Origin of the sequence: Sellimonas catena, from assembly GCF_027924685.1 — a bacterium.
GTDB lineage: Bacteria > Bacillota > Clostridia > Lachnospirales > Lachnospiraceae > Sellimonas > Sellimonas catena.
On record NZ_BSBO01000024.1, the window covers coordinates 1 to 15,353 of the forward strand.

13 protein-coding genes, 1 tRNA gene, 1 rRNA gene and 1 riboswitch are annotated in these 15,353 nt (G+C 45.2%); of the genes, 14 read left to right on the forward strand and 1 reads right to left on the reverse strand.

The window, feature by feature from the left end; genetic code table 11:
* The 3 genes from Selli1_RS18795 to thiC all read left to right on the forward strand — a co-directional run.
* Positions 1 to 108 (forward strand): 23S ribosomal RNA (locus Selli1_RS18795); the annotation flags it as partial.
* Positions 109 to 306: 198 nt separating this feature from the next.
* Positions 307 to 414: riboswitch (TPP riboswitch) on the forward strand.
* Positions 415 to 515: 101 nt separating this feature from the next.
* The gene (thiW, locus tag Selli1_RS11595; protein ID WP_087167508.1) at positions 516 to 1,025 is read left to right on the forward strand and encodes an energy coupling factor transporter S component ThiW; all 510 of its coding nucleotides are present in this window, start codon (positions 516 to 518) and stop codon (positions 1,023 to 1,025) included.
* Positions 1,026 to 1,251: 226 nt separating this feature from the next.
* The gene (thiC, locus tag Selli1_RS11600) at positions 1,252 to 2,562 is read left to right on the forward strand and encodes a phosphomethylpyrimidine synthase ThiC (protein WP_087167507.1); all 1,311 of its coding nucleotides are present in this window, start codon (positions 1,252 to 1,254) and stop codon (positions 2,560 to 2,562) included.
* Between the two features lie 176 nt (positions 2,563 to 2,738).
* Here the strand turns inward: thiC and Selli1_RS11605 are convergent.
* A tRNA-Trp gene (locus Selli1_RS11605) sits at positions 2,739 to 2,809 on the reverse strand.
* Positions 2,810 to 3,052: 243 nt separating this feature from the next.
* On the opposite strand from Selli1_RS11605, the gene Selli1_RS11610 reads away from it, so the two are divergent.
* The 11 genes from Selli1_RS11610 (at position 3,053) to Selli1_RS11660 (ending at position 15,329) form a co-directional block, all read left to right on the forward strand.
* On the forward strand, positions 3,053 to 4,630 hold the full coding sequence (locus Selli1_RS11610; RefSeq protein WP_281873066.1) for an ABC transporter substrate-binding protein: 1,578 nt from the start codon (positions 3,053 to 3,055) through the stop codon (positions 4,628 to 4,630).
* A 71-nt stretch (positions 4,631 to 4,701) separates the two neighbouring features.
* A complete protein-coding gene (locus Selli1_RS11615) occupies positions 4,702 to 5,652 on the forward strand; it encodes an ABC transporter permease (RefSeq protein ID WP_281873068.1) in 951 nt (316 codons plus the stop codon).
* A gap of 12 nt (positions 5,653 to 5,664) precedes the next feature.
* Entirely contained in the window at positions 5,665 to 6,564 is a 900-nt protein-coding gene (locus Selli1_RS11620; protein ID WP_281873070.1) for an ABC transporter permease, read from the forward strand.
* Positions 6,561 to 7,580 carry an ABC transporter ATP-binding protein gene (locus tag Selli1_RS11625; protein WP_330677572.1) on the forward strand — a complete coding sequence of 340 codons (1,020 nt, stop codon included), beginning with the start codon at positions 6,561 to 6,563 and terminating at the stop codon, positions 7,578 to 7,580. Before Selli1_RS11620 ends, Selli1_RS11625 begins: the two co-directional genes overlap by 4 nt.
* A complete protein-coding gene (locus tag Selli1_RS11630; protein ID WP_281873072.1) occupies positions 7,577 to 8,545 on the forward strand; it encodes an ABC transporter ATP-binding protein in 969 nt (322 codons plus the stop codon). The genes Selli1_RS11625 and Selli1_RS11630 overlap by 4 nt, the downstream gene beginning before the upstream one ends.
* A gap of 209 nt (positions 8,546 to 8,754) precedes the next feature.
* Entirely contained in the window at positions 8,755 to 9,105 is a 351-nt protein-coding gene (locus Selli1_RS11635; RefSeq protein WP_281873073.1) for a DUF2200 domain-containing protein, read from the forward strand.
* A 35-nt stretch (positions 9,106 to 9,140) separates the two neighbouring features.
* Complete coding sequence (locus tag Selli1_RS11640) at positions 9,141 to 9,752, forward strand: GNAT family N-acetyltransferase (protein WP_281873074.1); 612 nt, start codon at positions 9,141 to 9,143, stop codon at positions 9,750 to 9,752.
* A 158-nt stretch (positions 9,753 to 9,910) separates the two neighbouring features.
* Positions 9,911 to 10,456 (forward strand): hypothetical protein, encoded by a 546-nt coding sequence (locus Selli1_RS11645; protein ID WP_281873075.1) that lies wholly within the window; start codon positions 9,911 to 9,913, stop codon positions 10,454 to 10,456.
* 255 nt (positions 10,457 to 10,711) lie between these two features.
* A complete protein-coding gene (locus Selli1_RS11650) occupies positions 10,712 to 11,215 on the forward strand; it encodes a MarR family winged helix-turn-helix transcriptional regulator (protein ID WP_087167504.1) in 504 nt (167 codons plus the stop codon).
* 21 nt (positions 11,216 to 11,236) lie between these two features.
* A complete protein-coding gene (locus Selli1_RS11655; protein WP_281873077.1) occupies positions 11,237 to 13,492 on the forward strand; it encodes an ABC transporter ATP-binding protein in 2,256 nt (751 codons plus the stop codon).
* Positions 13,485 to 15,329 (forward strand): ABC transporter ATP-binding protein, encoded by a 1,845-nt coding sequence (locus Selli1_RS11660; RefSeq protein ID WP_281873078.1) that lies wholly within the window; start codon positions 13,485 to 13,487, stop codon positions 15,327 to 15,329. The genes Selli1_RS11655 and Selli1_RS11660 overlap by 8 nt, the downstream gene beginning before the upstream one ends.
* The last annotated feature ends 24 nt before the right edge of the window (positions 15,330 to 15,353 follow it).

A 15,353-nucleotide genomic window follows, 5' to 3' on the forward strand; every position in this document is an offset into this window, starting at 1 on the left:
ATACGCAAGTAGTAAGACCCCTTGAAGACGACGAGGTAGATAGGGCAGAGGTGGAAGTGCAGTAATGCATGGAGCTGACTGTTACTAATAGGTCGAGGGCATAACCAAGGAATGGTGGATAGGAAAAGCAGGATGACAGAAACGTGGACTTATATGTGGTTTTGAAGGTACATGAATGAAGGAGACAGCTAAGGCTGTCTTTTTTTTGATACTTGAAGCTGGAGTTTTGATCAGATATAAATTTCAATTTACTACTTGAAAGTGAGAAATAAGAGGACTATAATTGTCTATGATCAGATATTTGAATAGTGTGACACAGGGAGCTGACCGGAGTCGGCTGAGAGGAGGCTGGATCGCCTCGACCTGAGACCTGATTTGGATAATGCCAACGTAGGGATGATGATGAAATTATTTAGTATACTAAATCTGGAGATGCCCTGCGGCATCTCTTTTTCTTTTCCCGGAAGGTGTTACAGGAAAATATCTGAGAAATTATGGAAAGGAGCTGTGTGTTGATGAAACAAAATACAGCAACAAAAAAACTGGTACTGGCAGGAGTGCTGACCGCACTGGCGGTCGTTGGAAGTATGATCAGCTTTCCGGTGGCAGGAAGTAAATGTGCACCGGTACAGCATATGGTTAATATTCTGGCGGCTGTAACCCTTGGACCGGGATGGGGAGTCGGTATTGCTTTCTGTGCAAGTCTGCTTCGGAACATAATGAGCCTCGGCAGCCTTCTGGCATTTCCGGGAAGCATGGTGGGAGCATTGTGCTGCGGACTTGTCTATATGGGATGTAGAAAACTTGCTCCGACCTGTGCGGCAGAAGCTATTGGAACAGGAGTTTTGGGAGGCTTGTGTGCATATCCGGTTGCAAAACTTCTGATGGGTATGGAGCCGGTGGGCCTGTTTGTCTATGTCGTTCCATTTCTGATTTCAACGGTAGCAGGAAGCATTCTGGCATTTATTTTGATTACAGTACTGGAAAAAGGTGGAGCGCTTAATCAGCTTCGTATGGCGAATTAGTTTATCGGAAGTGAAACGCTTCTGAGAAAGCGGCAGGCCGGGGACACCACTTTCTGCCGCTATAGAAAAATCAGGTTGTGGTTAAAGGAGGAAAACAAACTTGATGATCACCAGACAAAGAAACGGTGAAGGCGTCGGCATCCAGATGAGAGCAGGAAGTAATTATTCTGCCTGTCTATCTATAAAAGCCGGCGTCTGACAAAGGAAGAAAAAGGAGGTAAAGAATATGGAAACCTACACAACTCAAATGGATGCAGCCCGGAAGGGCATTGTCACTTCTCAGATCAAGACAGTAGCGGAAAAAGAAAAAATGCCGGTCGAAAAGCTGATGAAACTGGTAGCAGAAGGAAAGGTTGCAATCTGCGCTAATAAACGTCACTCCTGTCTTGATCCGGAAGGAATTGGCAGTATGCTTCGAACAAAAATTAATGTAAATCTCGGAGTCTCGAGAGACTGCAAAGATTATGATATTGAGATGCAGAAAGTGCTGAGTGCCGTTAATATGGGAGCTGAGGCAATCATGGATCTTTCCAGTCACGGAAATACACAGCCATTCCGTCAGAAACTGACGAAAGAATGCCCGGTGATGATCGGGACTGTTCCTGTTTACGACAGTGTGATTCATTACCAGAGAGACCTGGCAACACTTTCAGCAAAAGATTTTATTGATGTCATTCGGATGCATGCGGAAGACGGCGTAGATTTTGTGACACTGCACTGTGGAATTACAAGAAAGACGATTGAACAGATCAAAAAGCATAAAAGAAAGACAAACATTGTAAGCCGCGGCGGAAGTCTGGTATTTGCATGGATGAGCATGACTGGGGAAGAAAATCCATTTTACGAATACTTTGACGAAATTCTCGATATTTGCGAGGAATATGATGTAACCATTTCCCTTGGAGATGCCTGCCGCCCAGGGTGTCTGGCAGATGCAACAGATGTGTGTCAGATAGAGGAACTTGTCCGTCTTGGAGAGCTGACAAAACGCGCATGGGCGCATAATGTCCAGGTTATGGTAGAAGGTCCGGGGCATGTACCGCTGGATCAGGTAGAGGCAAACATGAAAGTCCAAAACAGTATCTGTATGGGAGCACCGTTTTATGTACTCGGCCCGATTGTGACGGATATTGCGCCAGGCTATGATCACATCACAGCAGCCATCGGAGGCGCTGTAGCAGCAATGAATGGGGCAGCTTTCCTTTGTTATGTAACGCCTGCAGAACATCTGGCACTGCCAAATGTAGATGACGTAAAACAGGGAATTATTGCATCGAAAATCGCGGCACACGCAGCAGATATCGCAAAAGGAATTCCGGGAGCAAGAGAGATCGATGACAGGATGGCAGAGGCCAGAAGAAAACTGGACTGGGAAGAACAGTTCGCGTGTGCGTTGGATCCGGAAACAGCGAAAGCAATCCGGGACAGCAGAAAACCGGAAGATGATCACAGTGACACATGCAGTATGTGCGGAAAATTCTGTGCGGTCCGGAGTATGAACAAGGCTTTGGCAGGAGAATATATCGACATTTTGTAGAAAACGGATATATCGGTACTGACCGGAATCGGAAAAGAAAGATCAATGCAAAGAAAGAAGAGCATTTTCGGCTATCTAATATCATAGCATGAAAATGCTCTTTTCTATTTGTGTTCTACCTTGTGTCCTATTTCAAACCCGGACATGAAAAAACCGCCGAAATTCGGCGGTTTCAGCAGGGGATGAGAGAATCGAACTCCCGCTAAGAGTTTTGGAGACTCCTGTCATACCATTTGACCAATCCCCTTCTTTAGTTTTTTTAACTGTTTTTACTTATATCACATTTTGGACTGTCATGTCAAGTATATTGTATTCCATGAATAGGGAAAATCATTACCAAACAGCTGAAGCGGTACATATGACGAAAAGGCTGTGATCTTGTCAAATAGAAAATCGACATGATGCCCATTATGATTATCAATTTGCTTTTTTTACCCCTGCTGAATATAGTTATGTTATATATTCGATATATGCTTTAGGAGGTAAAATTATGAAAAGAAAACCATTATTTGGTGCAGCAGCCCTGTTGATGAGTACTGCACTGGTATTGGCGGGATGCGGAGGCGGAAACGCAGACAGCGGATCAGGCGGATCAGGAGACAGCGCATCCAAGAACAAAGAGGAGCTGCATGTTGCAATTTCGGCGAATCCGCCTTCTCTGGATCCTCAGTCTATCAATTCTAACATTGTAGGAGGAATCGGAGTACATGTGTACGAGCCATTGTTTGCGATGAATGCAGACTATGAGCCGACACCAGTACTTGCAGAGTCTTATGAAGTAAGCGATGACGGAATGGTGTATACGATCAAGCTTCGTCAGGGCGTGAAATTCCACAATGGCGAGGAGATGACAGCAGATGATGTTGTTGCTTCCATGAATCGCTGGATCGAAGTATCCGCAAAAGCAAATACACTGATCGGCGGATCTGTATTTGAAAAAGTAGATGACTATACGGTAAATCTGAAAGTTAATCAGGCTTCTTCTGATATTATTATGATTCTGGCAAGCCCGATTCAGGCGGCTGCAATTTATCCGGCAGAGGTTGTTGAATCTGCGACAGCAGAGGGAATCAGTGAGTACATCGGAACAGGTCCTTATAAGGTTTCTGAGTGGAAGCAGGATCAGTATGTAAAACTCGAAGCATACGAAGATTATCAGCCTTCCGAAGGAGAAGCAAGTGGACTTGCTGGAGAAAAGCAGGCTGCTACCCCGACAATCTACTACGATGTGGTAACAGATGCTTCCACACGAATTGCGGGAGTGCAGAGTGGAGAGTATGATATTTCAGAAGAAATTCCGATTGATAATTATGAAGATCTGTCTTCTGATAATGGATTGACACTGAAGGTGGACCGTGGAGGTACTTTGAATCTTTTCCTGGATACGACAGAGGGTGTGATGGCAAATCAGACATTCAGACAGGCAGTTCTTGCGGCTCTGAACTGTGATGACATCATGCTTGCGGCATATGGAAATCCGGATCTGTACGAGCTGAATGCAAGCTGGAGTGATCCGACAGATACACAGTGGGGAACAGATGCAGGAAGTGAATATTATAATCAGCAGGATACAGAAAAAGCAAAAGAACTTCTTGCAGAAGCAGGTTATAATAACGAAAAAGTAGTACTGGTAACAACCCAGGACTATCCGGAAATGTACAATGCAACTTTAGTTGTGCAGGAAGAGCTGAAACAGGCGGGAATTAATGCAGAAGTAGAAACGTATGATTTCAGTACATTTATGGAACATCGTTCTGATCCGCAGCAGTTTGATATGTTTATTACAAGTAATTCCTACAACATGCTGCCAATTCAGCTATCTGTACTTGACAGTGGCTGGGCTGGTCTGAATGCACCGGAAGTGACAGAAGGAATTACTGCAATTCGTGCCGCATCTTCTGATGAGGAAGCAGCAGAAGCCTGGGCAGATTTACAGACATTTTTGTATGAGTACGGCGCAGCAACCGTTCTTGGCCATTATACAGGTGTGATAGCAATGGATAAAGGTGTAACAGGATACGATTATCTCCGATTCCCGATCTATTGGAATGTGACTGCATCAGAATAAATGCCATACAATGATAACAGCGGAATGCGGATGTGCACTCCGCTGTTCTTTTATGGAAGGAGTAACAAATCATGCTAAAGTATATTTTAAAACGGATTTTATCGCTGATCCCGGTACTTTTTGTGGTATCCTGCGTGATTTTTCTTGTTGTCTATATGATTCCGGGAGGCCCGGCTACGGCGCTTCTTGGAATGGAAGCGAAACCGGATCAAATTGACGCATTGAACGCGGAACTCGGATTTGACAGACCGTTTCTTGTTCAGTATGTGGACTGGTTTACCAATGTTCTGAGAGGGGATTGGGGAGAATCTTATTTCCTTCACCAGACAGTAACAAGCGCGATTGCAGATTATTTTGTACCGACATTGAGCCTTGCAGTGTTTGCGCAGATCATTGCTCTGATTTTGTCGATTCCGCTCGGAATTCTGGCAGCATACAAAAGAGGAACTGCACTGGATCTTACCTGTGTAACTGCATCTCTTTTAGGATCGGCGCTTCCTGGATTTCTGCTCAGCATGTTTCTCATGCTGTTTTTCGGCGTTTACCTTCACTGGTTCCCGGTGGCAGGATACGCAGCACTTTCAGAAGGTCTCGGAGAGCACCTGCGTTATCTGTTTTTACCTGCGCTTTCCCTTGGTATTGTGCAGGCAGCGTATCTGACAAGAATGACGAGATCTTCACTTCTGGAGACTCTTTATAAAAATTATATTCAGACTGCACGGGCGAAAGGGCTAAAAGAAAAGAAAGTTGTGATGAAATATGCGCTCAAAAATGGGGCACCGGTTATTCTTACGGCCGTGGGACAGTCATTTGGAAGTTTGATTACCGGTACGATTGTGACAGAGACATTGTTCAATATTCCGGGACTTGGAATGCTGACACTGACTTCTATCAACCGGAGAGACGTATTTGTCATTCAGGGAGTGGTACTCTTTGTGACGCTTTTGTACGTGATTGTGAACTTGATTGTAGATATTTTGTATGGTTTTACAGACCCAAGGCTTCGGCCGGGACGAAAGTAGGAGGAGAAGGGAATGCTGATACGACGGAAAAGTATCTCTGCTGCCAGTGAAGCGATTTTCCGGGAGCAGAGAACATTAAAAAAAGAAAAACTTCTCGCAAACCCGGCACTGATTATCGGGTTTGTTGGATTTGTATTGATTGTGCTGCTGGCAGTGCTTGTCCCGATCTTTAACTCAACGGACCCTAACGCCATGGAAGTGACGAAGAGACTGCAGCCACCCGGAGATGGGTATTTGTTTGGGACAGATGAATTCGGACGGGATCTTTTTGTTCGTGTGATGTACGGGGCGAGAGTTTCCCTTTGGGTAGGGGGATGTGTTGCAATATTTTCCTGTGTACTGGGAACGATTATTGGCATTTATGCCAGCTACTTCAAAGTGCTGGATCAGATCCTGATGAGGATCTGCGACGGGCTGATTGCCATTCCAGGTATTCTGCTGGCCATTGCGTTGATTGCAGCCCTTGGAACATCGAGCTGGAATGTAATTCTGGCACTTACCATTGTCTATACGCCAAGCGTAGCAAGAACGGTGCGGGCAAGCGCGCTTGTCATTAAAGAGCAGGCTTATGTGGAAGCGGCAAAGGCACAAGGATTCAGTAATTTCCGGATTCTCTGGAGAATGATTCTGCCGGGAGTAATTTCTCCGTTGACCGTGCAGGCATCTTTTATCTTTGCGCAGGCAATTATCTCGGAGGCGTCCTTAAGTTTTCTGGGAGCAGGAATCCCTGCGCCGGCGGCAAGCTGGGGAAATATGCTGGAGTCCAGCAAGATGGTATTTTCCAGAGCACCATGGACAATGATTTGTCCGGGAGCGGCTGTCATTTTATGCGTGCTCAGCCTGAATCTTCTCGGTGACGGCCTTCGTGATTATCTGGATCCGAAGGTGAAAGGAGGAAAGAAAAAGGCATGATGGAAGAAAAGAAGAATGAAACTCTTTTGGAGATAAAAGATCTGAAAGTATCCTTTCCGGTACACAAAAAATGGCTTCCTGCCGTCGATGGTGTCAGTCTGGAAATCCATCCGGGAGAGATTACAGGAATTGTAGGGGAATCCGGATCAGGAAAGAGTGTGATGTCGCAGTCGATTCTGCGCCTGCGAGACCATGATACAGCAGTACGTTATGAGGGAGAAATTCTGTTTGAAGGGGAGAATCTTCTGCAAAAGCCGCTTTCCCAGATGAGAGATATCCGGGGAAACCAGATCTCCGTTATTTTTCAGGATCCGCTGAATTCATTGAGTCCGGTTCATACAGTGGGGAACCAGATTTCAGAAGTATTGATTCTGCATAAACAGCTTTCTAAAGAAGAGGCGGGAAAACGGAGCATTCAGATGTTGAAAATGACCGGAATTCCGGATCCGGAAGCGTGCATGAAAAAATATCCATTCGAGCTTTCCGGAGGAATGCAGCAAAGAGTTATGATTGCCATGGCCCTTGCGTGTGAGCCGAAACTTCTGATAGCGGATGAGCCGACAACAGCGCTGGATGTAACGATTCAGGAACAGATCCTGCATCTGATCCGGGACCTGAATGAGCGTCTTGGAATGTCAGTGCTGTTTATCACGCATGATATGGGAGTTGTGTCCAGAATCTGCCACAGTGTAAAAGTCATGTATCTGGGACAGGTCGTAGAAGAAGCACAGACACAGGAGCTTTTTGAGAATCCATGCCATCCGTACACACAGGGACTTCTTGCATGCATTCCGCACCTGAGAGTAGAGCGTGGTAAAGAGCTTCCAATGATTCAGGGATCTGTGCCGTCTCTTTCCAACATACCGGAAGGATGTCATTTCTGTACGAGATGCAGTCTGGCTGATGATACATGCAGGAACTGCCCGCCGCCGCTTGTGGAGATTTCTCCGGGACATAAGGTAAAATGCTGGAAGTATGCAGACGGATCAAAAGAGAGGGAGGTGACAGCATCATGAGCGAACATTTGCTGGAGATCAAAAATCTGAAAAAGACCTTTCCGCTGCGAAATGGCGGATGGTTCGGGAAAAAAGAACGTATGTGCGCAGTGGATAATCTGTCATTGACCATCGAAAAAGGGGAGACCTACGGACTGGTAGGAGAGTCCGGATGCGGAAAATCTACCACAGGAAGAATGATTGTTGGGCTGACCAAAGCGGACAGCGGATCCATTCTCTATGAGGGAAAAGATATCAGTAAGATGAGTGAGCGGGAATTCCGTCCGCTCAGAAAAGAACTCCAGATGGTATTTCAGAATTCTCTTTCAGCTCTGAATCCAAGACTGCGAATTGGAGAAATTCTGGAGGAAATTCTGCAGATTCACGGAGAACAGGACAAAGCAAAGAGAAGGGAGCGGGTACTGGAAGTACTGGAAAAAGTAGGACTTTCGGAGGAACACTATTTCCGTTTCCCGCATGAACTTTCCGGAGGGCAGGTACAGCGCCTTGGAATTGCAGGAGCATTGATCATTCATCCGAAACTGATTGTCTGCGATGAACCGGTTTCGGCACTGGATGTTTCTATTCAGGCACAGATTTTGAATATGCTGATGAACCTTAAAAAAGAACTGGGACTGAGTCTGCTCTTTATTTCTCATGATATCGGTGTGATTCGGTTTATCTCTGACCGGATCGGCGTTATGTATCTGGGAACTTTAGTAGAAGAGACAGATACGGAAAGATTATTTGCCAATCCGCTGCATCCATATACGAAAACCTTGTTTGCAGCGATTCCGGATCCATATATTCAAGGAGGTGACTTTCAGGCACTGACAGGAGAACAGCCGGTGAGAACGGAAGACTTTCAGGGCTGCGCTTTTTATAGCCGGTGTCCGTACGCAAAGGAAATCTGTAAAAAGCAGGCACCCGAATTCCGGGAAGTGGAACCGGGACATAAGGCAGCCTGTCATTGTATAGAAAAATAGAAAATGGAGAAACGACAAAATTCGGGCCAGCAGTTTATTTTCTGCGTGCCCGGATTTTGCACTGCCTGACAGACTGAATCAGTTGTTTATTCCAGCAAATTTAATAATTCATACAAAGTCGCAATACTTTTTCAGGGTGAAAGAACCTGCCATCTATGATATGATGTAAAAAAACAAACATTTCAGAACAGGGGAAGGAGTGCAGGAAATTGGAGAATGAAAAAGTATATCAGATGAAGTTTGCGAAGATTTATGAGCTTTTGGTTAATAAAGCAGTGAGGAAGGATCGGACAAAGGAAGAAGTGGATGAGATTATCCGGTGGCTTACCGGATATAAGCAGGAGGAACTAGATCAGATGGCGGTATCGAAGATCGGATACGGCGAGTTTTTCCAGAATGCACCGGAGTTAAATGAAAACCGGAAGAAGATCAAAGGAGTGATCTGTGGGGTGCGTGTAAAGGAGATCGAGGAGCCGTTAATGCAGGAGATCCGATATCTGGACAAACTGGTTGATGAACTTGCAAAGGGAAAACGGATGGAGAAAATCCTTCGGGCTTAATTCCATTGGATAAGAAGCAGAAAGAGGGGGAAAAGATGAAGAAAGAAAACACACCGGAACTGATCACAGAACGTCTTATTTTAAGGAAGTTTACCGAGGAAGACAGGGAAGCGTTGTATGAGATACTGAAAGACGAGGAGGTCAATCGGTTTCTTACGTGGTTTCCGGCGGCATCCTTGACGGCGGCGGAAACATTTCTGAAGGAGCGTTATCTGGACAGTTATAAAAAGGAGAGCGGATACCAGTATGCCATCTGTTTGAAAGGGGAGAACCATCCGGTCGGATATATTGGTGTGTCCATGGAGGAAAGCCATGACCTTGGATACGGTCTGAGAAAGGAATACTGGAATCAGGGAATTGTCACTGAGGCCGGCAGAGCAGTCATCGAGCGGGTGAGAAAAGACGGGATTCCTTACTTGACTGCGACTCATGATGTGAAGAATCCGGCAAGCGGAGCAGTGATGGAAAAACTCGGTATGAGTTATCAGTATTCTTATGAGGAACTCTGGCAGCCGAAGAATTTCCTTGTAACCTTTCGGATGTATCAGATAAATCTGGACGGACAGACGGAGCGGGTGTACCGAAAGTACTGGGAACAGTCGGAAGTACATTTTGTCGAAGATAGAGAAGAAGAAACGAGACAGTGAAAAAATTCTCCTGTCTTGTCAGATCCTGCGAAAAGTTCTTTGGATGTTCACAGAAAATACCGGAAAAAACATGGAAGACCCTGAGGAAGTATGTTATAATTTTTGATGCTGGACAGGCAGAGAATCGGTATTAAGGGGTCACTATGGAGTTTAAGGATTTGAATAAAGACATTGTCGTATTCCGCTATCATGTCAGCCCGAATTTTGGCATGGAGGGCGATGACGGCGGCTTTTCTCTGGAATTACGGGGGAATGGCAACTTGAAATTTGCAGCTTACCGGCTTTTTGATGAAATAAAGACGATGAAAATTTTCAAATTAAACCGGGAAGAGACAAAAGAGATTTTCGATATCTTAAAAGAGACGGAAAAGATCTGGGGGAAGATACCGGAAAGTCTTGACAATCATCTGAATGACGGACCGGGAAATATCAATGAGTTTATCTTCCTGGGTGAGAAGAAAATTCAGGCGCGCAATATCCGGAAGACATGGCTTCCGGGGGAGGCGATCCGGGGAGGAAAATACTATAAGCGGTTCAAAAACGTAATGAAATATGAAAATCAGATTCTTCAGATTTTTGAAGGAATTTCAAAAGTACTGAAGAAGAAGGACATTCATCTTTCACTGGACCAGTGCCGGATTCATGACAGGTGTAAGGTGAAGATCACCTGGATTGATAAGACGAAACAGCATAGTCATACATAGAGTCAGCAGACGCTTCTTAAAGGAGGCGTCTTTTCATTTTATATACAACAGTAGTTTATCACAAACACGAAAAAGAAGACAGGACAGTATAGAAAAATCCGGATGTTTCCATACATCCGGATTAATTAGTTGTTTAATTAAATTTTTGTGAAAATTTATGACTAAAAAGTGAAATAACGAGATATATATTGACATACATTAGGCAAAATACTAAACTATCGGTTAGACATCTAACTAATTAAAGGAGGAAAAACAATGGAAGAAAGATCGGTAAGGGAAATACCGGTTCCTCTTCTGCTCAATCAGATCCTGCATGCACAGACCTACCGGATCATGCAGTGTATGAAAGATGTAGATCTGAAGCCGGGGCAGGCAGGATGTCTGTTTATCCTTTCCAAGGAAGGGAAACTGCCCCAGAAGGATATTGCTAAAAAGCTTGGAGTGAAGCCTCCGTCCATCACGGCGCTTCTGAAAAAGCTGGAGGCAAGAGGACTGATTATACGCAGCCAGGATGATCAGGACCAGAGGGTTTCGTGGATCACATTGAGTGAGGAAGGCAAACATTATATTAATAAAATCAAAGACATGATGAAAGAAATGGATGAGGCAATGTTTCAGGATGTTCTGCCGGAAGAGAAACTGCTTTTTCGAAGAATCCTGCTTCAGATCAGAGAAAATCTGATGACAAAAGAAGAGATTGAAAGCTGCAGCATCGATTTCAAAAAGAAATGCATGGCTGATTTGGATGATAAAAAATAAGGCAGAAAGAAGGAAACGATTATGGGAAAATTATTCAAATATCTGAAACAGCATGCTATGGTAATTCTGGCGATTATTGTAGTGTTGTTTGTCCAGGCATTCTGCGATCTGTCACTGCCGACATATACATCAGATATTGTCAATGTAGGAATTCAGCAGGGCGGAATCGATACGACGGTTCCGGAACAGATCGGAAAGATCGACCTTGAAAATCTGCTTCTGCTTGTCCCGCAGGAAGATGCCGGGACGGTGCAGGATGCGTACAGGGAAGGAACAAAGGAAGATCTGGATACAGGAGAGGAATTTGTTGTTCTGAAAGACGCGGTCCGCAATGACGAAGAGCAGATGAACGAACTCTTCGATATTCTTGGGAAGCCGATGTTTCTGGCAGAAGGGCTTTCTTCAGACAGTGAAGAACTGGATGCGATGAAAGAGCAGATGCTTTCGCAGATGCCGGCAGGATCAGTTCAGGGGGACGTATCCATGTTTGACATTCTCCGGGTGCTTCCACAGGAACAGAGGGAATCCATGGTCCGGGAGATGGAACAGCAGGTGTCCGATATGCCGGATACGATGCTGGAACAGACAGCAACGGTTTATATTGAAAACATATACCGCAGTCTTGGGGTGGATATGGATGCCATGCAGACAAATTACATCCTGATTACCGGAGCCAAGATGCTGGGACTTGCATTTCTGGGTCTGCTCGCAAGTGTGACGGTCGGACTTCTGGCCTCCAGGACGGCAGCAGCTGTCGGACGGGATCTCAGAAGAAATGTATTTACCAAGGTTGTCGGATTTTCAAGCAGTGAATTTGACCACTTTTCCACTGCGTCTCTGATTACAAGAAGCACCAATGATATTCAGCAGATTCAGATGGTGATTGTCATGATGCTTCGCATGGTGCTCTATGCGCCGATTATCGCAGTCGGCGGTATTTACAAGGTAATTAATACCAATGTATCCATGACCTGGATCATCGCTCTTGGAGTAGTATTGATACTTGGAGTTGTGCTGCTTCTATTTCTCTGTGTGATGCCAAAATTCCGGATCCTTCAGAAAATGGTGGACCGTGTCAATCTGGTGACAAGAGAAATTCTGACAGGACTTTCTGTAATTCGCGCGTTCCATACAGAAAAACATGAGGAAGAACGCTTTGACAAGGCCAATACGGATCTGACAAAAACGAACCTGTTTGTCAACCGTGCCATGACCTTGATGATGCCGGCGATGATGCTGATCATGAACGGAATCAGTATTTTGATTATGTGGGTAGGAGCACACGGCGTGGACAACGGACAAATGCAGGTTGGAGATATGATGGCATTTATCCAGTACACGATGCAGATTATTATGGCCTTCCTGATGATCTGTATGATTTCAATTATGCTTCCAAGAGCAGCGGTTGCGGCAGGACGTGTCGATGAAATCCTGACAAGCGAGACAGCAATCAAAGATAAGGAAGAACCGGAACATATTCCGGAAGCAGGAAAAGGGCTTGTGGAATTTGATCATGTATCTTTCCGTTATCCGGGAGCCGGAAAAGATGTACTTCATGATATTCATTTTACCGCAAAACCGGGTGAAACAACCGCAATCATTGGAAGTACAGGAAGCGGTAAGTCGACCCTGGTCAATCTGATTCCACGTTTCTACGATGTGACAGAAGGCGCGATCCGGATAGACGGCAGGGATATCCGGAATGTGACACAGCATGAACTTCGGGAGAAACTCGGATATGTGCCGCAGAAAGGAATGTTGTTTTCAGGAACGATCGCGTCCAATATTGCATACAGTGATGAGAATATGCCGATGGAACGCATAGAAGAAGCAGCTGAGATTGCGCAGGCGAAAGATTTTATCGAAGAGAAACCGGACGATTATGACAGCCCGATTTCCCAGGGAGGCGGCAATGTCTCCGGAGGACAGAAACAGCGTCTTTCTATTGCGAGAGCTGTAGCCAAACATCCGGATATCTTTATCTTTGACGACAGCTTTTCAGCTCTGGACTATAAAACAGATACGGTTCTGCGTCAGGCATTAAAAGAAAAGACGAAGGACAGCACCGTGATTATTGTGGCTCAGAGAATCAGTACCATTCTTCACGCGGAACAGATTATTGTTCTGGATGAAGGAGAGATCGCCGGCATTGGAACCCATGAGGAGCTTCTGAAAAACTGTGAAGCTTACTATCAGATTGCTTCGTCCCAGCTTTCCAGGGAGGAACTGGAACAGGCGGTAAAAGGAAACGGAAAGGGGGAGGCAGCATATGAGTAATCAAAGAAGAGGTCCGATGGGCGGACATGGACATATGGGAGCCGGTGAAAAGGCAAAAGACTTTAAAGGGACATTGAAAAGAGTGCTGAAATACATTGGCCCGTATAAGATCCCGATTCTATTCGTCATGCTGTTTGCCATCGGAAGTACCATATTTAATATTATCGGTCCGAAAGTACTTGGAAAAGCGACGACGGAGATTTTCACCGGACTGGTCAGCAAAGTAACAGGAGGAGAGGGAATAGATTTTGGTAAAATCGGAAGAATTCTGGTTACCCTTCTCTGCCTGTATGTAATCAGTGCGCTTTTCTCCTTTATTCAGGGATATATCATGACGGGAGTTACACAGAAACTGACATATCGAATGAGAAAAGAAATCTCCGAAAAGATCAATCGTCTCCCGATGAATTATTTTGATACTAAGACACACGGAGAGGTGCTCTCCCGTGTCACAAACGATGTAGATACATTCAGTCAGAGCCTGAACCAGACGGCAACGCAGATGATTACATCCGTGACAACACTGATCGGAGTGCTTATCATGATGCTCAGTATCAGTCCGCTGATGACGGTGGTGGCACTTTTGATCCTGCCGATTTCTCTGATTCTTATATCATTTATTGTGAAGCATTCACAGAAATACTTCAAAAACCAGCAGGAATATCTGGGCCATGTTAATGGACAGGTGGAAGAGATTTACGGCGGACACAGTATTGTGAAAGCATTTAATAAGGAAGAGGATGTCCTGAAAGAATTCAACGAGATGAATGATGTGCTGTATCAGACCGCATGGAAATCTCAGTTCTTTTCCGGCATGATGATGCCGATCATGCAGTTTGTCGGCAATCTGGGATATGTCGGCGTTACTATTCTTGGAGGATATCTGGCAATTAAACAGACGATTGAAGTCGGTGACATCCAGTCTTTCATCCAGTATGTAATAAACTTTACTCAGCCGATTCAGCAGGTGGCACAGGTGGCAAACATGCTGCAGTCCATGGCGGCGGCCTCCGAGCGAGTATTTGAATTTCTGGAGGAAAAAGAAGAGGATCAGTTTGCCAAAGATCCGGTATCGACAGAGGGGCTTCAGGGCAATGTGGAGTTTGACCATGTAAAATTCGGATATAATCCGAACAATATCATCATCAAAGATTTCTCCACACAAGTAAAAGAAGGACAAAAGATCGCGATAGTCGGTCCGACCGGAGCCGGAAAGACAACGCTGATTAAACTTCTGATGCGCTTTTACGATGTCAATGAGGGAGCGATTCTTGTTGACGGGCACAATGTCAAAGACTTCAACCGTGGAGAACTGCGGCAGATGTTCGGCATGGTGCTTCAGGACACATGGCTTTTCAACGGTTCTATTCGCGATAATATCCGTTACGGAAAACTGGATGCGACTGATGAGGAAATTGTGGAAGCTGCAAAGGCGGCACATGCACATCACTTCATCCAGACTCTTCCGGACGGCTATGACATGGAGCTGAATGAGGAGGCAAGCAATGTTTCACAGGGTCAGAAGCAGCTCCTGACGATTGCAAGAGCCATTCTGGCAGATCCGAAGATTCTTATTCTTGACGAAGCGACAAGTTCTGTTGATACAAGGACAGAAATTCAGATCCAGAAAGCGATGGATAATCTGATGAAAGGAAGAACAAGTTTTATCATTGCCCACCGGCTTTCCACGATCCGTGATGCGGACCGGATTCTCGTTCTGAAGGACGGAGATATTGTTGAACAGGGAAAACACGAGGAACTCCTTGCGAAAGGCGGATTCTACGCAGAACTTTACAATTCTCAGTTTGAGGACGGAAGCGGAGCAATGGCTTCCTGAAAAAGTAAAAAGCAGATACAGAAA

Excerpts from the sequence above, each read along its gene's own strand:
- Selli1_RS11615 (WP_281873068.1), top strand. The coding sequence starts at position 4,702 with ATGCTAAAGTATATTTTAAAACGGATTTTATCGCTGATCCCGGTACTT.
- Selli1_RS11625 (WP_330677572.1), top strand. The coding sequence starts at position 6,561 with ATGATGGAAGAAAAGAAGAATGAAACTCTTTTGGAGATAAAAGATCTG.
- Selli1_RS11610 (WP_281873066.1), top strand. The coding sequence starts at position 3,053 with ATGAAAAGAAAACCATTATTTGGTGCAGCAGCCCTGTTGATGAGTACT.
- Selli1_RS11620 (WP_281873070.1), top strand. The coding sequence starts at position 5,665 with ATGCTGATACGACGGAAAAGTATCTCTGCTGCCAGTGAAGCGATTTTC.
- Selli1_RS11655 (WP_281873077.1), top strand. The coding sequence starts at position 11,237 with ATGGGAAAATTATTCAAATATCTGAAACAGCATGCTATGGTAATTCTG.
- thiC (WP_087167507.1), top strand. The coding sequence starts at position 1,252 with ATGGAAACCTACACAACTCAAATGGATGCAGCCCGGAAGGGCATTGTC.
- Selli1_RS11630 (WP_281873072.1), top strand. The coding sequence starts at position 7,577 with ATGAGCGAACATTTGCTGGAGATCAAAAATCTGAAAAAGACCTTTCCG.
- Selli1_RS11640 (WP_281873074.1), top strand. The coding sequence starts at position 9,141 with ATGAAGAAAGAAAACACACCGGAACTGATCACAGAACGTCTTATTTTA.
- Selli1_RS11660 (WP_281873078.1), top strand. The coding sequence starts at position 13,485 with ATGAGTAATCAAAGAAGAGGTCCGATGGGCGGACATGGACATATGGGA.
- Selli1_RS11650 (WP_087167504.1), top strand. The coding sequence starts at position 10,712 with ATGGAAGAAAGATCGGTAAGGGAAATACCGGTTCCTCTTCTGCTCAAT.
- thiW (WP_087167508.1), top strand. The coding sequence starts at position 516 with ATGAAACAAAATACAGCAACAAAAAAACTGGTACTGGCAGGAGTGCTG.